The organism is Saccharothrix lopnurensis (genome assembly GCF_042658445.1).
Taxonomy (GTDB): Bacteria; Actinomycetota; Actinomycetes; order Mycobacteriales; family Pseudonocardiaceae; genus Actinosynnema; species Actinosynnema lopnurensis.
In genome coordinates, this window is sequence record NZ_JBHSQO010000001.1 from 368,428 (window position 1) to 384,567 (window position 16,140).

The 16,140-nt window shown below is 74.3% G+C and carries 19 protein-coding genes; 15 read left to right on the top strand and 4 right to left on the bottom strand.

Annotated features, from left to right (window positions below; all coding sequences use genetic code 11):
- Positions 1-167: 167 nt before the first annotated feature.
- The 9 genes from ACFP3R_RS01635 to ACFP3R_RS01675 all read left to right on the top strand — a co-directional run bounded on the left by ACFP3R_RS01635 (position 168) and on the right by ACFP3R_RS01675 (position 7,530).
- Positions 168-1,346 (top strand): 4-hydroxybenzoate 3-monooxygenase, encoded by a 1,179-nt coding sequence (locus ACFP3R_RS01635; RefSeq protein WP_380632004.1) that lies wholly within the window; start codon positions 168-170, stop codon positions 1,344-1,346.
- 35 nt (positions 1,347-1,381) lie between these two features.
- The gene (locus ACFP3R_RS01640) at positions 1,382-2,191 is read left to right on the top strand and encodes a CoA transferase subunit A (protein ID WP_380632005.1); all 810 of its coding nucleotides are present in this window, start codon (positions 1,382-1,384) and stop codon (positions 2,189-2,191) included.
- A 20-nt stretch (positions 2,192-2,211) separates the two neighbouring features.
- On the top strand, positions 2,212-2,943 hold the full coding sequence (locus tag ACFP3R_RS01645) for a CoA-transferase subunit beta (protein ID WP_380632125.1): 732 nt from the start codon (positions 2,212-2,214) through the stop codon (positions 2,941-2,943).
- 71 nt (positions 2,944-3,014) lie between these two features.
- Positions 3,015-3,749, top strand: a complete 735-nt coding sequence (gene pcaH / locus ACFP3R_RS01650; protein WP_380632007.1) for a protocatechuate 3,4-dioxygenase subunit beta — start codon at positions 3,015-3,017, stop codon at positions 3,747-3,749.
- Positions 3,736-4,311 (top strand): protocatechuate 3,4-dioxygenase subunit alpha, encoded by a 576-nt coding sequence (pcaG, locus tag ACFP3R_RS01655; RefSeq protein WP_380632008.1) that lies wholly within the window; start codon positions 3,736-3,738, stop codon positions 4,309-4,311. Before pcaH ends, pcaG begins: the two co-directional genes overlap by 14 nt.
- Positions 4,304-5,098 (top strand): 3-oxoadipate enol-lactonase, encoded by a 795-nt coding sequence (gene pcaD, locus ACFP3R_RS01660; protein WP_380632010.1) that lies wholly within the window; start codon positions 4,304-4,306, stop codon positions 5,096-5,098. The genes pcaG and pcaD overlap by 8 nt, the downstream gene beginning before the upstream one ends.
- Positions 5,095-5,529, top strand: a complete 435-nt coding sequence (gene pcaC, locus ACFP3R_RS01665) for a 4-carboxymuconolactone decarboxylase (protein ID WP_380632012.1) — start codon at positions 5,095-5,097, stop codon at positions 5,527-5,529. The genes pcaD and pcaC overlap by 4 nt, the downstream gene beginning before the upstream one ends.
- 43 nt (positions 5,530-5,572) lie before the next feature.
- Positions 5,573-6,253: a polysaccharide deacetylase family protein gene (locus ACFP3R_RS01670; protein ID WP_380632013.1), complete on the top strand. Its 681-nt coding sequence runs from the start codon at positions 5,573-5,575 to the stop codon at positions 6,251-6,253.
- Positions 6,254-6,258: 5 nt separating this feature from the next.
- Positions 6,259-7,530, top strand: coding sequence for an SGNH/GDSL hydrolase family protein (locus ACFP3R_RS01675; RefSeq protein WP_380632015.1), 1,272 nt, complete (start codon positions 6,259-6,261; stop codon positions 7,528-7,530).
- A 70-nt stretch (positions 7,531-7,600) separates the two neighbouring features.
- Here ACFP3R_RS01675 and ACFP3R_RS01680 read toward each other — a convergent pair whose 3' ends face one another.
- Both ACFP3R_RS01680 and ACFP3R_RS01685 read right to left on the bottom strand, forming a co-directional pair.
- Positions 7,601-7,924 carry a hypothetical protein gene (locus ACFP3R_RS01680; RefSeq protein ID WP_380632017.1) on the bottom strand — a complete coding sequence of 108 codons (324 nt, stop codon included), beginning with the start codon at positions 7,922-7,924 and terminating at the stop codon, positions 7,601-7,603.
- Positions 7,925-8,042: 118 nt separating this feature from the next.
- Positions 8,043-8,405 (bottom strand): DUF1304 domain-containing protein, encoded by a 363-nt coding sequence (locus ACFP3R_RS01685; protein ID WP_380632019.1) that lies wholly within the window; start codon positions 8,403-8,405, stop codon positions 8,043-8,045.
- 138 nt (positions 8,406-8,543) lie between these two features.
- Here ACFP3R_RS01685 and ACFP3R_RS01690 point away from each other — a divergent pair, with 138 nt between their 5' ends.
- The 6 genes from ACFP3R_RS01690 to ACFP3R_RS01715 all read left to right on the top strand — a co-directional run bounded on the left by ACFP3R_RS01690 (position 8,544) and on the right by ACFP3R_RS01715 (position 14,297).
- Complete coding sequence (locus tag ACFP3R_RS01690) at positions 8,544-9,062, top strand: YlcI/YnfO family protein (protein WP_380632020.1); 519 nt, start codon at positions 8,544-8,546, stop codon at positions 9,060-9,062.
- Positions 9,063-9,179: 117 nt separating this feature from the next.
- Positions 9,180-10,028 carry a DUF4097 family beta strand repeat-containing protein gene (locus ACFP3R_RS01695; protein ID WP_380632022.1) on the top strand — a complete coding sequence of 283 codons (849 nt, stop codon included), beginning with the start codon at positions 9,180-9,182 and terminating at the stop codon, positions 10,026-10,028.
- Positions 10,029-10,047: 19 nt separating this feature from the next.
- On the top strand, positions 10,048-11,004 hold the full coding sequence (locus ACFP3R_RS01700; RefSeq protein ID WP_380632024.1) for an ATP-binding cassette domain-containing protein: 957 nt from the start codon (positions 10,048-10,050) through the stop codon (positions 11,002-11,004).
- Entirely contained in the window at positions 11,001-11,792 is a 792-nt protein-coding gene (locus tag ACFP3R_RS01705; protein ID WP_380632025.1) for an ABC transporter permease, read from the top strand. Before ACFP3R_RS01700 ends, ACFP3R_RS01705 begins: the two co-directional genes overlap by 4 nt.
- Positions 11,793-11,814: 22 nt before the next feature.
- Positions 11,815-13,023, top strand: a complete 1,209-nt coding sequence (locus ACFP3R_RS01710) for a cytochrome P450 (protein WP_380632027.1) — start codon at positions 11,815-11,817, stop codon at positions 13,021-13,023.
- A 47-nt stretch (positions 13,024-13,070) separates the two neighbouring features.
- On the top strand, positions 13,071-14,297 hold the full coding sequence (locus ACFP3R_RS01715) for a cytochrome P450 (RefSeq protein ID WP_380632029.1): 1,227 nt from the start codon (positions 13,071-13,073) through the stop codon (positions 14,295-14,297).
- A 633-nt stretch (positions 14,298-14,930) separates the two neighbouring features.
- Here the strand turns inward: ACFP3R_RS01715 and ACFP3R_RS01720 are convergent.
- The gene (locus ACFP3R_RS01720) at positions 14,931-15,311 is read right to left on the bottom strand and encodes a hypothetical protein (RefSeq protein WP_380632030.1); all 381 of its coding nucleotides are present in this window, start codon (positions 15,309-15,311) and stop codon (positions 14,931-14,933) included.
- 198 nt (positions 15,312-15,509) lie between these two features.
- Positions 15,510-16,082 carry a TetR/AcrR family transcriptional regulator gene (locus ACFP3R_RS01725; protein ID WP_380632031.1) on the bottom strand — a complete coding sequence of 191 codons (573 nt, stop codon included), beginning with the start codon at positions 16,080-16,082 and terminating at the stop codon, positions 15,510-15,512.
- Between the last annotated feature and the right edge of the window lie 58 nt (positions 16,083-16,140).

Genomic DNA, 16,140 nt, shown 5'->3' on the forward strand with positions numbered 1-16,140 from the left:
CGCCGCGAACTCCGGCGTGAACACCAGCGCGAGCACCGGCGTGAACCCCGCCGTGAGCACCGCTCGGGGCGACCCTAACCGCGGTATCGGCACGGGATCTGCCCGTCCTTCCACTGGGCGGAAGGACTTCCTGGCGGTCCGCGCCGCTCCGCTCTTGGCTCGGGGACATGCGAACGCGAGTCGGGATCGTCGGCGCCGGTCCGGCGGGGTTGGTGCTGTCCCTGCTGCTGGCCGAGCGCGGCATCGACTCGGTCGTGGTGGAGACCCGCGACCGCGCGGAGATCGAGCGGACCATGCGGGCCGGGGTGCTGGAGCAGGGCACCGTGGAGCTGCTGACGGGACTGGGCGTCGGCGCGCGCGTCCACGCCGAGGGCGCCCGGCACGAGGGCATCGAGCTGCGGTTCGGCGGGCGGGGCCACCGGATCGACTTCACCGGCCTGACCGGGCGGGCGGTGTGGCTCTACCCCCAGCACGAGGTGCTCAAGGACCTGATCGCCGCGCTGGTCGGGGCCGGCGCGGACCTCCGGTTCGGGGCGCGGGACGTGGCGCTGCGCGAGGTGGCCTCCGACGAACCGGTCATCTCCTTCACCGACGCCGACGGCACCCCGGTGGAGCTGCGGTGCGAGGTGGTGGCCGGCTGCGACGGCTCCTCGGGCGTCAGCAGGCGCGCCGTGCCCGACGGGCGGCGCACCGACTACTTCCGCGCCTACCCGTTCGGCTGGTTCGGCATCCTGGCCGAGGCGCCGCGCTCGTCGCCGGAGCTGGTCTACGCCCACTCCGAGCGCGGGTTCGCGCTGATCAGCACCCGGACCCCGGACGTGCAGCGGATGTACTTCCAGTGCGCGCCCGACGAGCGGCCCGAGGACTGGGGCGACGACCGGATCTGGTCGGAGCTGGGCGCCCGGGTCGCGGGCGAGGACGGCTTCACCCTCAACGAGGGCCGCATCGTCGACCGGGGCGTCATCCCCATGCGCAGCTACGTGTGCGAGCCGATGCGGCACGGCCGGTTGCTGCTGGCCGGGGACGCCGCGCACGTGGTGCCGCCGACCGGCGCCAAGGGGCTCAACCTGGCGGTGGCCGACGTGGTGGTGCTGGCCCGCGTGCTGGAGCGGTTCTTCGCCACCGGCGACGCCGACGCGCTGGAGGACTACGGGCCCACCGCCGCGCGCCGGGTGTGGCGGGCCCAGCACTTCTCCTGGTGGATGACCTCGATGCTGCACCGGGACCCGGTCGGCTCGCCGTTCGACCTGCGGCGGCAGCTGGGCGAGCTGGAGCTGGTCGCGGGCAGCACGGCCGCGGCCACCCACCTGGCCGAGTCCTACACCGGCTGGCCCGTCGAACCGTGAGACCGGCACGACCACCGAACACGGGAGGGGGCGGGATGGCCCTGATCGGAACACTGGCCGAGGCGGTCGCCGAACTGGTGCGCGACGGGGACGTGGTGGCGCTGGAGGGGTTCACGCACCTGATCCCCGTCGCCGCCGGGCACGAGATCATCCGGCAGGGGCGGCGCGACCTGACCCTGGTGCGGATGACGCCCGACATCGTCTACGACCAGCTCATCGGCGCCGGCTGCGCGCGCAAGCTCGTCTTCTCCTGGGGCGGCAACCCCGGCGTCGGCTCGCTGCACCGGTTCCGCGACGCGGTCGAGCACGGCTGGCCCGCGCCGCTGGAGCTGGAGGAGCACAGCCACGCGGGCATGGCCAACCGCTACGTGGCGGGTGCCTCGGGCCTGCCGTTCGCGGTGCTGCGCGGGTACACCGGCACCGACCTGTCCCGGGTGACCGCCAACGTCAAGCCGATCACCTGCCCGTTCACCGGCGAACGGCTGACCGCGGTGCCGGCGGTCAACCCGGACGTCTCGGTCGTCCACGCGCAGCGCGCCGACCGGGCGGGCAACGTGCAGCTGTGGGGCCTGCCGGGCGTGCAGAAGGAAGCCGTGCTGGCCGCGAAGCGCAGCCTGGTCACCGTCGAGGAGGTGGTGGACGAGCTGGAGCCCGTGCCGGGCGCGGTCGTGCTGCCCTCCTGGGTGGTGACGCGGGTGGCGGAGGTGCCCGGCGGCGCGCACCCCTCCTACGCGCAGGGCTACTCCGAGCGCGACAACGACCACTACGCCGCGTGGGACGCGATCAGCCGCGACCGCGAGCGGTTCGGCGACTGGCTCGCCGGGATCAGGGGGGTGGCGCCGTGAGCGGCTTCACCCCCGACGAGATGATGTCCGTGGCCGCGGCGCGGGCGCTGTCCGGTGGGCAGCGCGTGTTCGTCGGCATCGGCCTGCCCTCCACGGCGGCCAACCTGGCCCGGCGCACCCACGCCCCGGACCTGGTGCTGGTCTACGAGTCCGGCGCGCTCGGCGCGAAACCGGACCGGCTGCCCGCCTCGATCGGCGACGGCGTCCTGGCCGAGACCGCCGACGCCGTGGTGAGCGTGCCCGAGGTGTTCAACTACTGGCTCCAGCCCGGCCGCATCGACGTCGGCTTCCTCGGCGCGGCGCAGCTGGACCGGTTCGGCAACATCAACACCACCGTCATCGGCGGCGACTACGCCAACCCGGGGGTGCGGCTGCCGGGGGCGGGCGGCGCGCCGGAGATCGCCGCGTCGTGCCGCGAGGTGTTCGTGGTGGTGCGGCAGGGCGTGCGGTCGTTCGTCGACCGGGTCGACTTCGTCACCTCCTTCGGGCAGGGCCGCGGCCCCGGCGAGCGGGAGGCGCTCGGCCTGCCCGGACGGGGGCCGACGCTGGTGGTCACCGACCTGGGGGAGCTGCGCCCCGACCCGGTGACGCGCGAGCTGGTGCTGACCGCCGTGCACCCCGGTGTCCGGGTGGACCGGGTCCGCGCGGCCACCGGTTGGGAACTGGTGGTCTCGCCCGACCTGGTGGTCAACCCCGTGCCGACCGACGAGGAACTGGCCGCGCTGCGCGCCCTCACGGGTGCGTCCGGGTGAACGGGGGAGACCGTGCCGGAAGTCCGGGAGGACCCGTGACCGCGGGAGGGACCACGACCCCGGGAGAACCGGTGACCGAGCGGGCCCGGCTCGTGCTGCCCAGCTACCGCCGCGACCCCGACAGCCACCCGCCGCTGGACTCGCCGGGCTACCGGTCGACCTCGCTGCGCCACCCCCGGCAGCCGCTGGTGCTGCTGCCGCACCTGCTCACCGAGGTGACCGGGCCGCTGCTGGGCCCCGGCCGGATCGGGGAGCTGGACCACGACCTGACCCGGCAGCACGCCGGCGAGCCGGTCGGGCAGCGGATCGTCGTCTTCGGCCGCGTCCTGGACGGCGACGGCCGCCCGGTGCCCGACTCGCTGGTGGAGATCTGGCAGGCCAACGCGGGTGGCCGCTACCGGCACGCCGCCGACCGGTGGCCCGCCGCGCTCGACCCCCACTTCGACGGCGTCGGCCGCACCGTCACCGACCCGCTGGGGCACTACGAGTTCGTCACCGTCAAGCCCGGCGCGTACCCGTGGCGCAACCACGACAACGCCTGGCGGCCCGCCCACATCCACTTCTCGCTGTTCGGCCGGTCGTTCACCCAGCGGCTGATCACCCAGATGTACTTCCCGGACGACCCGCTGTTCGGCCAGGACCCCATCTTCAACTCCGTGCCCGAGGCCGCCCGGAGCCGCCTGGTGTCCCGCTTCGACCTGGGGCGCACGCGACCGGAGTGGGCGCTCGCGTTCGAGTTCGACATCGTGCTGCGCGGGTCGGCCGCCACCCCGTTCGAGGAGGAGGACGAGGATGACGACCACTGACCCGGCGCGCGCGGAGCTGCCCACCACCCCGTCGCAGACCGTGGGCCCGTTCCTCCACATCGGACTGGTCTGGGACGACGGCCCGCACGTGGTGCCCGAGGGCACGCCCGGCGCGGTGTGGCTGCGCGGGCGGGTGCTCGACGGCGCGGGCGAGCCGGTCACCGACGCCCTGGTGGAGACCTGGCAGGCCGACCCGGACGGCCGGTTCGACCACCCCGACGACCCGCGCGGCCCGGCGGCGGGCTGGCGCGGCTTCGGCCGGTCCGACACCCGCTCGGGCGAGTACGCCGTCCACACCGTGCTGCCGGGCCCCGTGCCCGGTCCGGGCGGCGCGCCGCAGGCGCCGCACCTCGACGTGTCGGTCTTCGCCCGCGGGATGCTCCACCGCACGGTCACCCGCGTCTACTTCCCCGAGCACGCCGACGCGCACGCGGCGGACCCGGTGCTGCGGGCCGTGCCCGCCGACCGCAGGTCCACGCTGATCGCCACCCGCGCGGCCGACGGCTACCGGTTCGACGTGCGGTTGCAGGGCGAGGGGGAGACCGTGTTCTTCGATGTCTGACCCGGTCGACGGCGTTCCCGCCGAGGTCCACCACGCGGAGCACGGGCCGCCCGACGGGCCCGCGGTGGTGCTGTCGGGCTCCCTGGGCAGCGACCTGACGATGTGGGACCCGCAGGTGGGGCCCCTGGTGGCCGCCGGGTTCCGGGTGGTGCGCTACGACCACCGCGGCCACGGCGCGTCACCGGTCCCGCCGGGGCCCTACCGCCTGGCCGACCTGGCGGGCGACGCCACCGCCCTGCTCGACCGGCTCGGCGTGCGGCGCGCGCACTGGGTGGGCCTGTCGCTGGGCGGCATGGTCGGCATGTGGCTGGCCGCGCACCGGCCCGAGCGCGTCGGCCGCCTCGTGCTGTGCTGCACCTCCGCCGCGCCGGGACCGGCCGAGGGCTGGACCGGGCGCGCCGCCGCCGTGCGCGCGGGCGGCACCGAGGCGATCGCCGACGCCGTGGTGGCGCGCTGGTTCACGCCCGGGTGGCGGGCCGCCGACCCGGCGCGCACCGCGCGCCACCGGGCCGTGGTCGCCGCGACGCCCGCCGAGGGCTACGCCTCGTGCTGCGAGGCCATCGCCACCATGCGCCTGACCGACGTGCTGCCGCGCATCACCGCGCCCACGCTGGTCCTGTCGGGCGCCGAGGACCCCGCCACCCCGCCGGAGCACGGCGAGCGCATCGCCCGCGCCGTCCCGGGCGCCCGCCTGGAGGTGGTGGCGGGCGCGGCCCACCTGGGCACCGCCGAACGACCCGGGCGCTTCACCGGGGCGGTGCTGCGCCACCTGGAGGAGAACCCTTGAACGCACGGCACGAGCAGGGCGCGAAGGTCCGCCGCGAGGTGCTCGGCGACGCCCACGTGGACCGCGCCACCGCGGCCGCGACCGACTTCACCCGGCCGTTCCAGGACTACATCACCGAGACCGCGTGGGGCGCGGTGTGGGCGCGGGAGGGCCTCGACCGCCGCACCCGCAGCTGCCTCACCCTCGCCCTGCTCACCGCCCTGGGCTGCCACGAGGAGCTGGCGCTGCACGTGCGCGCGGCGGTCCGCAACGGCCTGACCCCGGACGAGATCGGCGAGGTGCTGCTGCACACCGCGGTCTACGCGGGCGTGCCGCGCGCCAACGCCGCTTTCGCCGTCGCGCGGCGCGTGCTGGCCGACCGGGACGAGGCTCCAGTTGAGACTCGAAACATCCGCGAAACACCTGGAGGAGGGGACCACCTGACCGGATAGTGGTGCGGCCCGCTGCGGTGTCCGAGCGAAAAGAGGTTGCCCCATGCGGTGGAGAGCGGTTGTCCTGACCACCGGCCTGGTCCTGGGCCTGGCCGCCGGTCCGGCCCAAGCGAGCGGCGCGGACGAGACCGGGATCATCGACTCGACTCGCCACGGCGGTCGCACCGTCGCGCTCACCTTCGACGACGGCCCCAACCCGGAGGACACCCCGCGCCTGCTGCGGGTGCTGCGGAAGCACCACGTCAAGGCGACCTTCTGCCTGTGGGGCGACTTCGTCGAGCAGCACCCGGGGATCGTCCGCTCGATCGTCGCCCACGGGCACGTGCTGTGCAACCACACCATGCACCACGAGGACCTGGGCACCTGGACGCCGGAGCGGATCGAGGCCGACCTGCGGCAGACCAGTGCCGCCATCCGCCGCGCCGTGCCGTGGGCGCCGCCGATCCGCTACTTCCGCGCGCCCTACGGCTCCTGGGGCCAGTCGCCCGCCGTCGCCGCGAAGCTGGGCATGAGGTCGCTGGGCTGGCGGCTGACCATCTCCGACTGGGAGCCGCCGGGCACCGACGAGCTGGTCCGGCGGCTGCGCGAGGGCGTCACCCCCGGCGCCGTGGTCCTGCTCCACGACGGCCCGGACGACCGGGCCCAGACGGTCGAGGCCGTCGACCGGATCATCCCCGAGCTGCGCGCCGGTGGCTGGCGATTCGACCTGCCGGCCAGGCGGTGACCCGGATGAGGTCGATCCCGGTGCGCGGGCACGCCTGGAAGGCGCTGCTGGTCGCGGTCCTGCTGCTGGTGCCGTTCCCGGCGACCGCGACCCCGCGCGGCGCGGCGACGTGGGTCGGCTCGTGGGGCACCTCGCCCACGACCGTGCCCGCCTCGGACCGGACGTCCTTCGAGGACCAGACGCTGCGGCAGGTCGTCCACCTGTCGGTCGGCGGCCCGAGCCTGCGCGTGGAGCTGTCCAACGAGTTCGGCACCGGCCCGCTGGTCGTCGGCGAGGCGCGGGTGGCCAGGCGGGACGGCGCCGGCTCCGCCGTCGAGCCGCGCACCGACCGGCGGCTGACCTTCGGCGGTCGCACGTCCGTCACCGTCCCGGCGGGCGCGCCGCTGCTCAGCGACCCGGTGGCGCTGCCCGTGCAGGCGGGCGCCGACCTGGTGGTGAGCATCCACCTGCCGCGCCGCACGCCCGGCAGCACCGTGCACGCCTTCCCGTACCAGGACGGCTGGGTCGCGGCGGGCAACGTGACCGGCGCGCGCGACATCACGCCGACCGGCGTGCTGGGCAAGTGGCACTTCCTCACCGGGGTCAGCGTGTCGGGCCGCGGTGGGGCGGTGGTCGCGCTGGGCGACTCGATCACCGACGGCGCGGAGACCACGCGCGGCGCCAACCGGCGCTGGCCGGACGTCCTGGCCCGCCGGTTCCAGGAGGACCGGGAGCTGCGGCACCTGGGCGTGGTGAACCAGGGCATCGCGGGCAACCGGCTGCTGCACGACCCGAACCCGCCCGCCGGGCACCCGGCCGAGGGCTACGCGAACCACTTCGGGCACTCCGCGCTGCGCCGCTTCGACCGGGACGTGCTCGCCCAGCCGGGCGTCGGCCACGTGGTGGTCCTGCTCGGCGTCAACGACCTGGGCCACCCCGGCACCAGCGCGCCGCTGTCGGAGAAGGTGAGCGCGCAGGACATCATCGGCGCGCACCGCCAGCTCATCGACCGCGCGCACGCGGCCGGCCTGCGGGTCTACGGCGGCACCATCACCCCGTTCAAGGGCGACACGCTGGGCTTCCACAGCCCCGAGAACGAGGCGGCCCGCGCGGAGGTCAACCGGTGGGTCCGCGGCAGCGGCGAGTACGACGCGGTGATCGACTTCGACCGGGCCGTGCGCGACCCGGCCGACCCGCAGCGCCTGCGGTCCGACTACGACAGCGGTGACCACCTGCACCCGAACGACGCCGGCATGGCCGCGATGGCCCAGGCCGTGCCGCTGCGCCTGTTCAGGTGACCGACGGCGGTGCGGGGGCGTGCCACGACGAGGTGGCCGCCCCCGCGCCGCCGCGCGTGGACCCGGGACCTCAGCAGGCTTTGACCGACACGACGTGCACCTTGCCCGGCACGTCCAGCACGGTCACCGTGCGCTGCCCGGCGGGCACGCGCACCAGGTAGCCGCCCGCGTAGACCGGGTAGGAGTAGCGGCTGCCCGCCGGGGCCGCGGCGGTGCCGGCGATCATCGCACCGCCGAGGCGGTGGATGGTGGTGGAGACGGCGCGCCCGCAGTTGTTGTAGATGCTGATGCTGCCCTTGCTCGCCGCGGTCGCCGGGACGGCGGTGAGCACCGCGGCGGCGGCGACCAGGCCGGCGGTGGCGAGCCCCGCGGCGATCCGGCTGGTGGTGGTCATTCGGCGACTCCCTCGGTCGTGTGCCCCGGTCAGCCGATCGGGGCCGGGTGACCGTACGCGTCCTCCCGGTGCCGCGGTGTCGGTCGAACGACCCCGGTCGGGGAGTCCCCGGCGGGCGTCACCGCGCGAGCAGGACCACCAGCAGGGCGACCGCGGCGGGCACCGACTGCACGACCAGGATGCGGCGGCTCACCGTGGCGGCGCCGACCAGGCCCGCCACGACGACGCAGGCCAGGGAGAACACCGCGAGGGTGAAGCCGGCGGTGCCGGGCAGGACGATCCCCAGCACCAGTCCGGCCGCCAGGAACCCGTTGTAGAGGCCCTGGTTGACGGCCAACGCCTTCGACTCGGCCGCGAACCGCTCGGTGGTGCCGAACACCGCCCTCCCGCGCGGGGTGTTCCACAGGAACACCTCCAGCACGACGATGTAGACGTGGATGGCCGCGACCAGCGCGGTGAGGACGTCGGCGGCGATCTGCACGGGAGCGCAGCGTAGTCGACCGCGCCACCCGCACCGCCCCGGCCGCGATGTGCCAACGTGATGCCGCACTGAGCCACAGTGAGCCACCTTGAGTCATCGCGGGTTGCATGTGGCACCACTGTGTGCCACAGTGGTGCCATGGACCTGACGCCGTACGTTGATTCCCTCGGTCGCGAGCTGCTGACCGTCGTCGAGACCGGTGGGGACGACGCCGGCGCCGTGGTCGAGCGGCTGACGGTGGCGATGGAGTCGGCCATCCGGCTGTCCCTGCTCGAAGTGCTGTCGGCCGCCGCCGACGAGATCACCCGCGACCTGGCCCCCGGCTCGGCCCAGGTGCGCCTGCGCGGCCGCGACCCGCAGTTCGTCGTGACCGTCCCGCGGCCGGAGCAGCCGGAGCAGCCCACCCCGGACCGCACCGCGGCGCCGGCCGCCGACACGGCGGCGGGCTTCGAGGACGGCCCCGCGGTGCGGATCAACGTGCGCCTCCCGGAGCAGCTGAAGGCCGCGATCGAGGAGGCGGCCGCCGAGGAGGGCCGGTCGGTCAACGCGTGGCTGGTCCGGGCGGCCGCGGCGGCGCTGCGCGGCCCCGAGCGCGAGCGCGGGGCCGAGCGGCCCACCAAGCGCGGCGCGCAGCACTACCAGGGCTGGGTGCGCTAGCCCCGGCGCCCGCCGCGCCGCACCTCTTCCACCGGGCCCGGCGCCCGCCGCACCGCACCTCCTTCGCCCCGCACCACCTGCGGGGATGTTCTTCCCACCCATCCCGAGGGGACAGCCATGCCGAAATACGCCACCCCGGAACCGATCTCCGCGACCGTCGAACTCTCCGTCGGGGAGGTGCGGATCGTCGCGGCCGACCGGGCGGACACCGTCGTCGAGGTGCGGCCCACCGACGAGTCGGACGACTCGGACGTCAAGGCCGCGCGGGCGACCCGCGTCGACTTCGCCGACGGCGCGCTGACGGTGCGCGGGCCCAAGTCCCGGATGCTCGACTTCTCCGGGAAGACCAGGTCGGTCGACGTGCTGATCGAGCTGCCCGCGGGGTCGCGGGTGCACGTCGACATGTCGGTGGGCGACTGCCTCGGCACCGGCGTGCTGGGGGAGTGCCGGGTGAAGACCTCGGTCGGCCACGTCCGCCTCGACCGGACCGGCCCGCTGCACCTGGACACCTCCGCGGGCCACGTCACCGTGGAGGAGGTCGGCGGCGACGCCGAGATCACCACCGGCAGCGGGGAACTGCGCGTCGGCGGGATCGGGGGGGCCGCCGTCGTCAAGAACTCCAACGGCGGCACCGACATCGGCGCGGTCGCCGGCGAGCTGCGGGTGCGCTCGGCCAACGGTGACATCTCCGTCGGCCGGGCCGGCGGCAAGGTGGAGGCCAAGACCGCCAACGGCCACATCCGCATCGGCGAGGCCACGCGCGACGCGGTCGTGCTGGACACCGCGTGCGGGGACCTCGACATCGCCGTGGCCGAGGGCGTGGCGGCGTGGCTGGACCTGGCCACCGGGCACGGCCGGGTGCGCAACTCGCTCGACGCCGTCGACGGCGCGCCGGACGGCTCCGAACGGACCGTCGAGGTCCGCGCGCACACCTCCTACGGCGACATCACCGTCCGCCGTCCCTGACCTCCCCGAGGAGATCCCCATGACCCCGTCCACCCCGCCGGCGATCACCGCCACCGGGCTGCGCAAGTCCTACGGCGACCACGTCGTGCTCGACGGCATCGACCTCGACGTCCCCGCCGGGACCGTGTTCTCCCTGCTCGGCGCCAACGGCGCGGGCAAGACCACGACGGTCAAGATCCTGTCCACCCTGATCAGGGCCGGCGGCGGCAGCGCGCGCGTCGCGGGCCACGACCTCGCCGGCGACCCCGACGCCGTCCGCGCCGCGATCGGCGTCACCGGCCAGTTCTCCGCGGTCGACAACCTGCTGACCGGCCGGGAGAACCTGCGGCTGATGGCGGACCTGCACCACCTCGGCCGCGCGGAGGGCCGGCGCCGGGTCGCCGAGCTGGTCGAGCGGTTCGACCTGGTCGAGGCGGCCGGGAAACCGGCGGCGACCTGCTCCGGCGGGATGCGGCGCCGGCTCGACCTCGCGATGACCCTGGTCGGCTCGCCCCGGGTGATCTTCCTGGACGAGCCGACCACCGGCCTCGACCCGCGCAGCCGCCGGAGCATGTGGCGGATCGTGCGGGAACTCGTGGCCGGCGGCGTCACCATCTTCCTCACCACCCAGTACCTGGAGGAGGCCGACGAGCTCGCGGACCTGGTCGCGGTGCTCGACCACGGCAGGATCGTCGCCCAGGGCACCCCGGACGAGCTCAAGCGCCGCGTCCCCGGCGGCCACGTCCTGCTGCGGTTCACCGACCCCCGCGACCTGGAGTCCGCCGCGCGGGCCGTGGGCCGGGCGAGCCGCGACAGCGACGCCCTCGCGCTGCGGGTCCCGCACGACGGCAGCCTCCGCTCGCTCAAGGCCCTGCTCGGCCGGCTCGACGAGGACGCGGTCCAGGTCGACTCCCTGAGCGTGCACAGCCCCGACCTCGACGACGTCTTCCTGGCCCTGACCGGCAACCCCGACCACGAGAAGGTGACCGCGCGATGAGCACCGCGACCCTGGCCCTGACCGACTCCGCGACGATGCTGCGCCGCAACCTCCGGCGCATGGCGCGCTACCCGTCCATGACGGTGATGCTCATCGGGATGCCGATCATCTTCCTGCTGCTGTTCGTCTACGTCTTCGGCGGCACGCTCGGCGCCGGCCTCGGCGGACCCTCCGGCGGGCGCGCGGAGTACGTCGACTACGTCACCCCCGCGATCATCCTGATGGCGGTCGCCTCGGCCGTCCAGGGCACCTCGATCTCGGTCGCGATGGACATGACCGAGGGCATCGTGGACCGGTTCCGCACGATGTCCATCGCCCGCGTCTCCGTCCTGACCGGACACGTCGTCGGCAGCGTCATCCAGACGCTGCTGAGCATCACCGCGGTCATCGGCGTCGCGCTGCTCATCGGGTTCCGGCCGACGGCGGGCGTCGGGGACTGGTTCGCCCTGGCCGGCGTCCTGGTGCTGATGTCCTTCGCCCTCGTCTGGCTGTCCGTCGCGTTCGGACTGGCGAGCAAGAGCGTCGAGGCGGCGAGCAACGTGGGTATGCCGCTGGTCCTGCTCCCGTTCCTGGGCAGCGGCTTCGTCCCGACCGACTCGATGCCCACCGCGCTGCGCTGGTTCGCCGAGTACCAGCCGTTCACCCCGTTCATCGAGACCCTGCGCGGCCTGCTGATGGGCACCCCGATCGGCGACAACGCGGTCATCGCGCTCGGCTGGGGCGTCCTGATCGCCCTCGTCGGCTACCTGTGGTCCAAGAAGCTGTTCAACCGCGAATCCACCCGATAACCCGACCCCGCGAGGAGAAGACGTGCAGCACCAGCAGATCCCGGTGGTGGAGTCGTTACCCACCACCCGTCCCGAGGGCCGCCCCCTGGACCCACCGCCGGAGCTGGCCCGCATCCGCGAGCAGGGCCCGCTCACCAGGATGCGCTACCCGGACGGGCACGTCGGTTGGCTGGCCACCGGCCACGCCGAGGCCCGCGCGGTCCTGGCCGACCCCCGGTTCACCTCCCGCTACGAACTCCTGCACCTCCCGCAGCCGCTGCCCGACGGCGCGACGATGCCACCGGCGCCGGTCGGCGACCTCACCGGGATCGACCCGCCCGGGCACACCCGCTACCGCAAGCTGCTGACCGGCAGGTTCACCGTCCGCCGGATGCGGGTGCTCACCGAGCGCCTCGAACAGATCACCGCCGAGCACCTGGACGCCCTGGAGCAGCGGGGCGGGCCCGCGGACCTCGTGGAGGCGTACGCACACCCCGTCCCGGCGATGATGATCTGCGAACTGCTCGGCGTGCCCTACGAGGACCGCGAGACCTTCAACCGCCACGTGAAGGCCCTGACCTCCGTGGACGCCTCCCTGGAGGACATGTACGCCGCCTACGGCGCCCTCCAGGACTACGTGCACCGGTTGGTCCCCGCCAAACGCGCGAACCCGACCGACGACGTGCTCAGCGAACTCGCCGCCGGCGACCTGGGCGACGCGGAGGTGGCGGGCCTGGGCACGTTTCTGCTCGGCGCGGGCCTCGACACCACCGCCAACGTGATCGGGCTCGGCGCCTACGCCCTGCTGACCCACCCCGACCAGCTCGCCGCCCTGCGCGCCGACCCCCGGCTGGTCGCCGGGGCGGTGGAGGAACTGCTGCGCTACCTGACCATCACCCACACCGGGGCGCGGGGGGCGCTGGAGGACGTGGAGCTGGGCGGTCACGTGATCAAGGCGGGCGAGACGGTCACCCTGGCGCTCCAGGCGGCCAACCGCGACCCGGCGAAGTTCGCCGACCCCGACACCCTCGACCTGCGCCGCGACGCCACCGGCCACCTCACCTTCGGGCACGGCATCCACCAGTGCCTCGGCCAGCAGCTGGCCCGGGTCGAGCTGCGGATCGCGTTCCCGGCGCTGCTCGCCCGGTTCCCCACCCTGCGCCTGGCGGTCCCGGCCGAGGACGTGCCGATGCGCCACAACAGGAACATCCACGGCGCGCACAGCCTCCCGGTCACCTGGGACCGGGCGTAGCCGCACCGTCGGCCCGTCCCCGCCCGACCACCGCGAAAGGAAGTCCCATGACCTCAACGGCTCCCGTCCCGCAGGGCCTCTCCTCGGAGCGCGACGCGGGTCCCTTCGACCCGCCGAGCCAGACCACCCGGCTGCGCGAGACCCGCCCCGTCAGCCCCCTGACCTTCCCCGACGGCCACCAGGGCTGGGTCGTCACCGGCTACGACGCGGTCCGGCAGCTCCTGGCCGACACCCGGTTCAGCTCCCGCCAGGACCTCGGCGTCCTCCACGTGCCGTACGAGACCCCCGGGATGCCCGCCTTCACCGAACCGTCCCCGCAGGTGCCGGGCCTGTTCATCGCCATGGACCCGCCCGACCACACCCGGCTGCGGCGGATGCTCACCGGCGCCTTCACGGTCAAGCGCACGAAGCAGCTCGAAGAGCGCATCACCGAGGTCGTGGAGCGGCAGCTGGACGAGCTGGCGCGCCTCACCCCGCCGGTCGACCTGGTCCAGGAGTTCGCGCTGCCGGTGCCCTCGCTGGTGATCTGCGAACTGCTCGGCGTGCCCTACGAGGACCGGGAGACCTTCCAGGTCAACTCCGCCAAATTCCTGGAGAAGGACATCCTGCTGGAGGACAAGCTGGCCGCCTACACCGCGATGACCACGTTCCTGGGCGAGCTGGTCACGGGCAAGCGCGCCGACCCCGGCGAGGACCTGCTGTCCGACCTGGCCCGCCACGACGAGCTCACCGTCGAGGAGCTGACCGGCATCGCCTTCCTGCTGCTGTTCGCGGGCCACGAGACCACCGCCAACATGCTGTCCCTGGGCACCTTCGCGCTCCTGGAGCACCCCGAGCAGGCGGCCGCCCTGCGCGCCGACCCGGACCTGCTGCCCGGTGCCGTCGAGGAGCTCATGCGCTACCTGTCGGTCGTCGACGTCCTGTTCCGCTACGCGGCGGAGGACGTCGAGCTCGGCGGCGAGACCATCGGCAAGGGGTCGACCGTCGTCTTCTCGCTGCTGGCCGCCAACCGAGACCCCGGCCGCTTCGACGACCCCGACACCCTGGACGTCCGCCGCGGGGCGCGCGGTCACCTGTCCTTCGGCCACGGCATCCACCAGTGCCTCGGCCAGCAGCTGGCCCGCATCGAGATGCGCGCCGGTTTCGGGGGACTGCTGCGCCGGTTCCCGAGCCTGCGCCTGGCCATCCCCGCCGACGAGGTGAGGCTCAGGACCGACATGAACATCTACGGCGTCCACGAACTGCCGGTCACCTGGACCGGAACGGCCGCCTAGGAGCTGCCGACCGGGGGGCGGCCCTGACCCCGGTACCGGGGGCGGACCCAGGACCCCGCGGGTACGGCGGTGGCGACGACATGGGCGACACCCGGACTGCACCTCTCCCGGACCGCCTGCCCGATCCGCCACCTCGTCCGGCGTACGGACCTCACCCGTTCGGCGACTACGACGCCGGGGGAGGGCCGCGGGTCCTCTCCCCAGGCGACCGACCGCCCCGCGGACAGCGGGGCTGCGGCGGGACGGTCGGTCAGGTCGTCGGCAGGTGTTACGGCACCAGCGCCCAGCTCTCGTTGTACGGCGCGGTGCTGTTGCACGCGTACTGGATGACGTAGGCGTTGTTGGTGGTGCCGCCCCCTGCACGGTGAGGCACAGGCCGCTGTGCCGGTTGACGACGTGCCACGGACCCGAATCGGCCTCGGCCGCGCCGGCCGTGTTCCCCGTCGGCTGTCTTGAGCAGCGTTCTGATCTGGCGCATCCATTCCCCCCGGGGCAGATGTCGTACGGGCTGCCCTGGTACAACCAACCCGCAGCGCGGCCACCGGGCCCGTCGGGACGGAGCTGGACGATCCTGGACAGCCGGGTGTGCGGGCTCGACCGGAAGACAGCCGCGCGGCGGGGGTGGCACCACCACTACAGCGCGGCCACCAGGGCGTCGCCGCCCGCGTCGAGCAGGTCCGGTCGGTGCTGTTCGGCGGACAGCTCCTCCACCAGGTCGGCCAACCGCCGGTCGGGGCGGGAGCGCGCCGGTTCGGCGGCGACGCGCAGGGCCAACGCCGTCTTGCCGACCCCCGCGATGGCCGACACCACGGCCACTCGCGCCCGACCGGCCGCCCCGTCCAGCAGGACGTCGAGGTCGGTCAGCGCGCCGGTGCGACCGGTGAAGGCGGGGACGTCGGGCGGTAGTTGGCGCGGTCGGGGTGAGCCGGGCGCCGACGTGGTCGGGCGCGTCCCCCTCGCGGCCCGCGCACGCAGCGCGTCCAGTTCGCGGGCGAGATCGAAGAGCGTCCTCACCCGCAGTGATCCGGTCTGTTCGGGAGTTCGGCGGATCCGGTCATGGTTCCCCCCGCGTGTTCCTCACCGGGATCACGGCTCCACCGCGGTCGCCCATGCGATTTCGCGCGTGATCTTCCCCGTTGCCGTCGCGGGCCTCCCCGCCCGCGGAAGACAAGACGTGCCGCCCGGTGTGGCGTTGCTCCGCGGAGGAAGGGGTCAGGAGGAGATGACCGACCGCGCGGCGCTGCGGGCCCGGCCCACGGGATCGGCGGGACTTCCCCGCAGCAGGCTGGCGAGCACCCCGTTGTAGAGCAGGAGCAGCACCGACGCCACGCCGTCCGGGTCGCCGCACCGGGCGTCCTCGGCCAGTCGGGAGAGTCGTTCGGCCACCAGTCGCGTGTCCTGCCGGACCAGGTCGAACACGGGGTCGGCCCGCCCGTCCGCCGGCGCGGCGCGCTCGGAGGCGGTGGCCAGGAAGCAGCACCACTGCGTCGGACCCGAGGCGGCGCGGAAGGTCTCGACGGCCTCGAACACCGCCAGCAGGCGGTCCTCCGGTGAGCCGGCCCGGTCGACGGCCGCGTCCCAGTGCCGGGTCCACGCCTCCAGCCTGCGCGCCAGCACCTCGCGCAGCAGGTTGTCCTTCGCGCCGAAGTGCTTGTAGAGGGTCACGATCGCCACGCCCGCCGAGGCGGCGACCTGGTCCACGCCGGTGACCGCGATGCCGTTGCGGAAGAAGAGCGCCTCGGCGGCGTCGAGGATGCGCTCCCTGGTGTGCGGGCGACCGGCCATGCTCCTACTATAACGCTCGTTATACCGAAACGATCGTTATACCGATACGGGGTGCCGG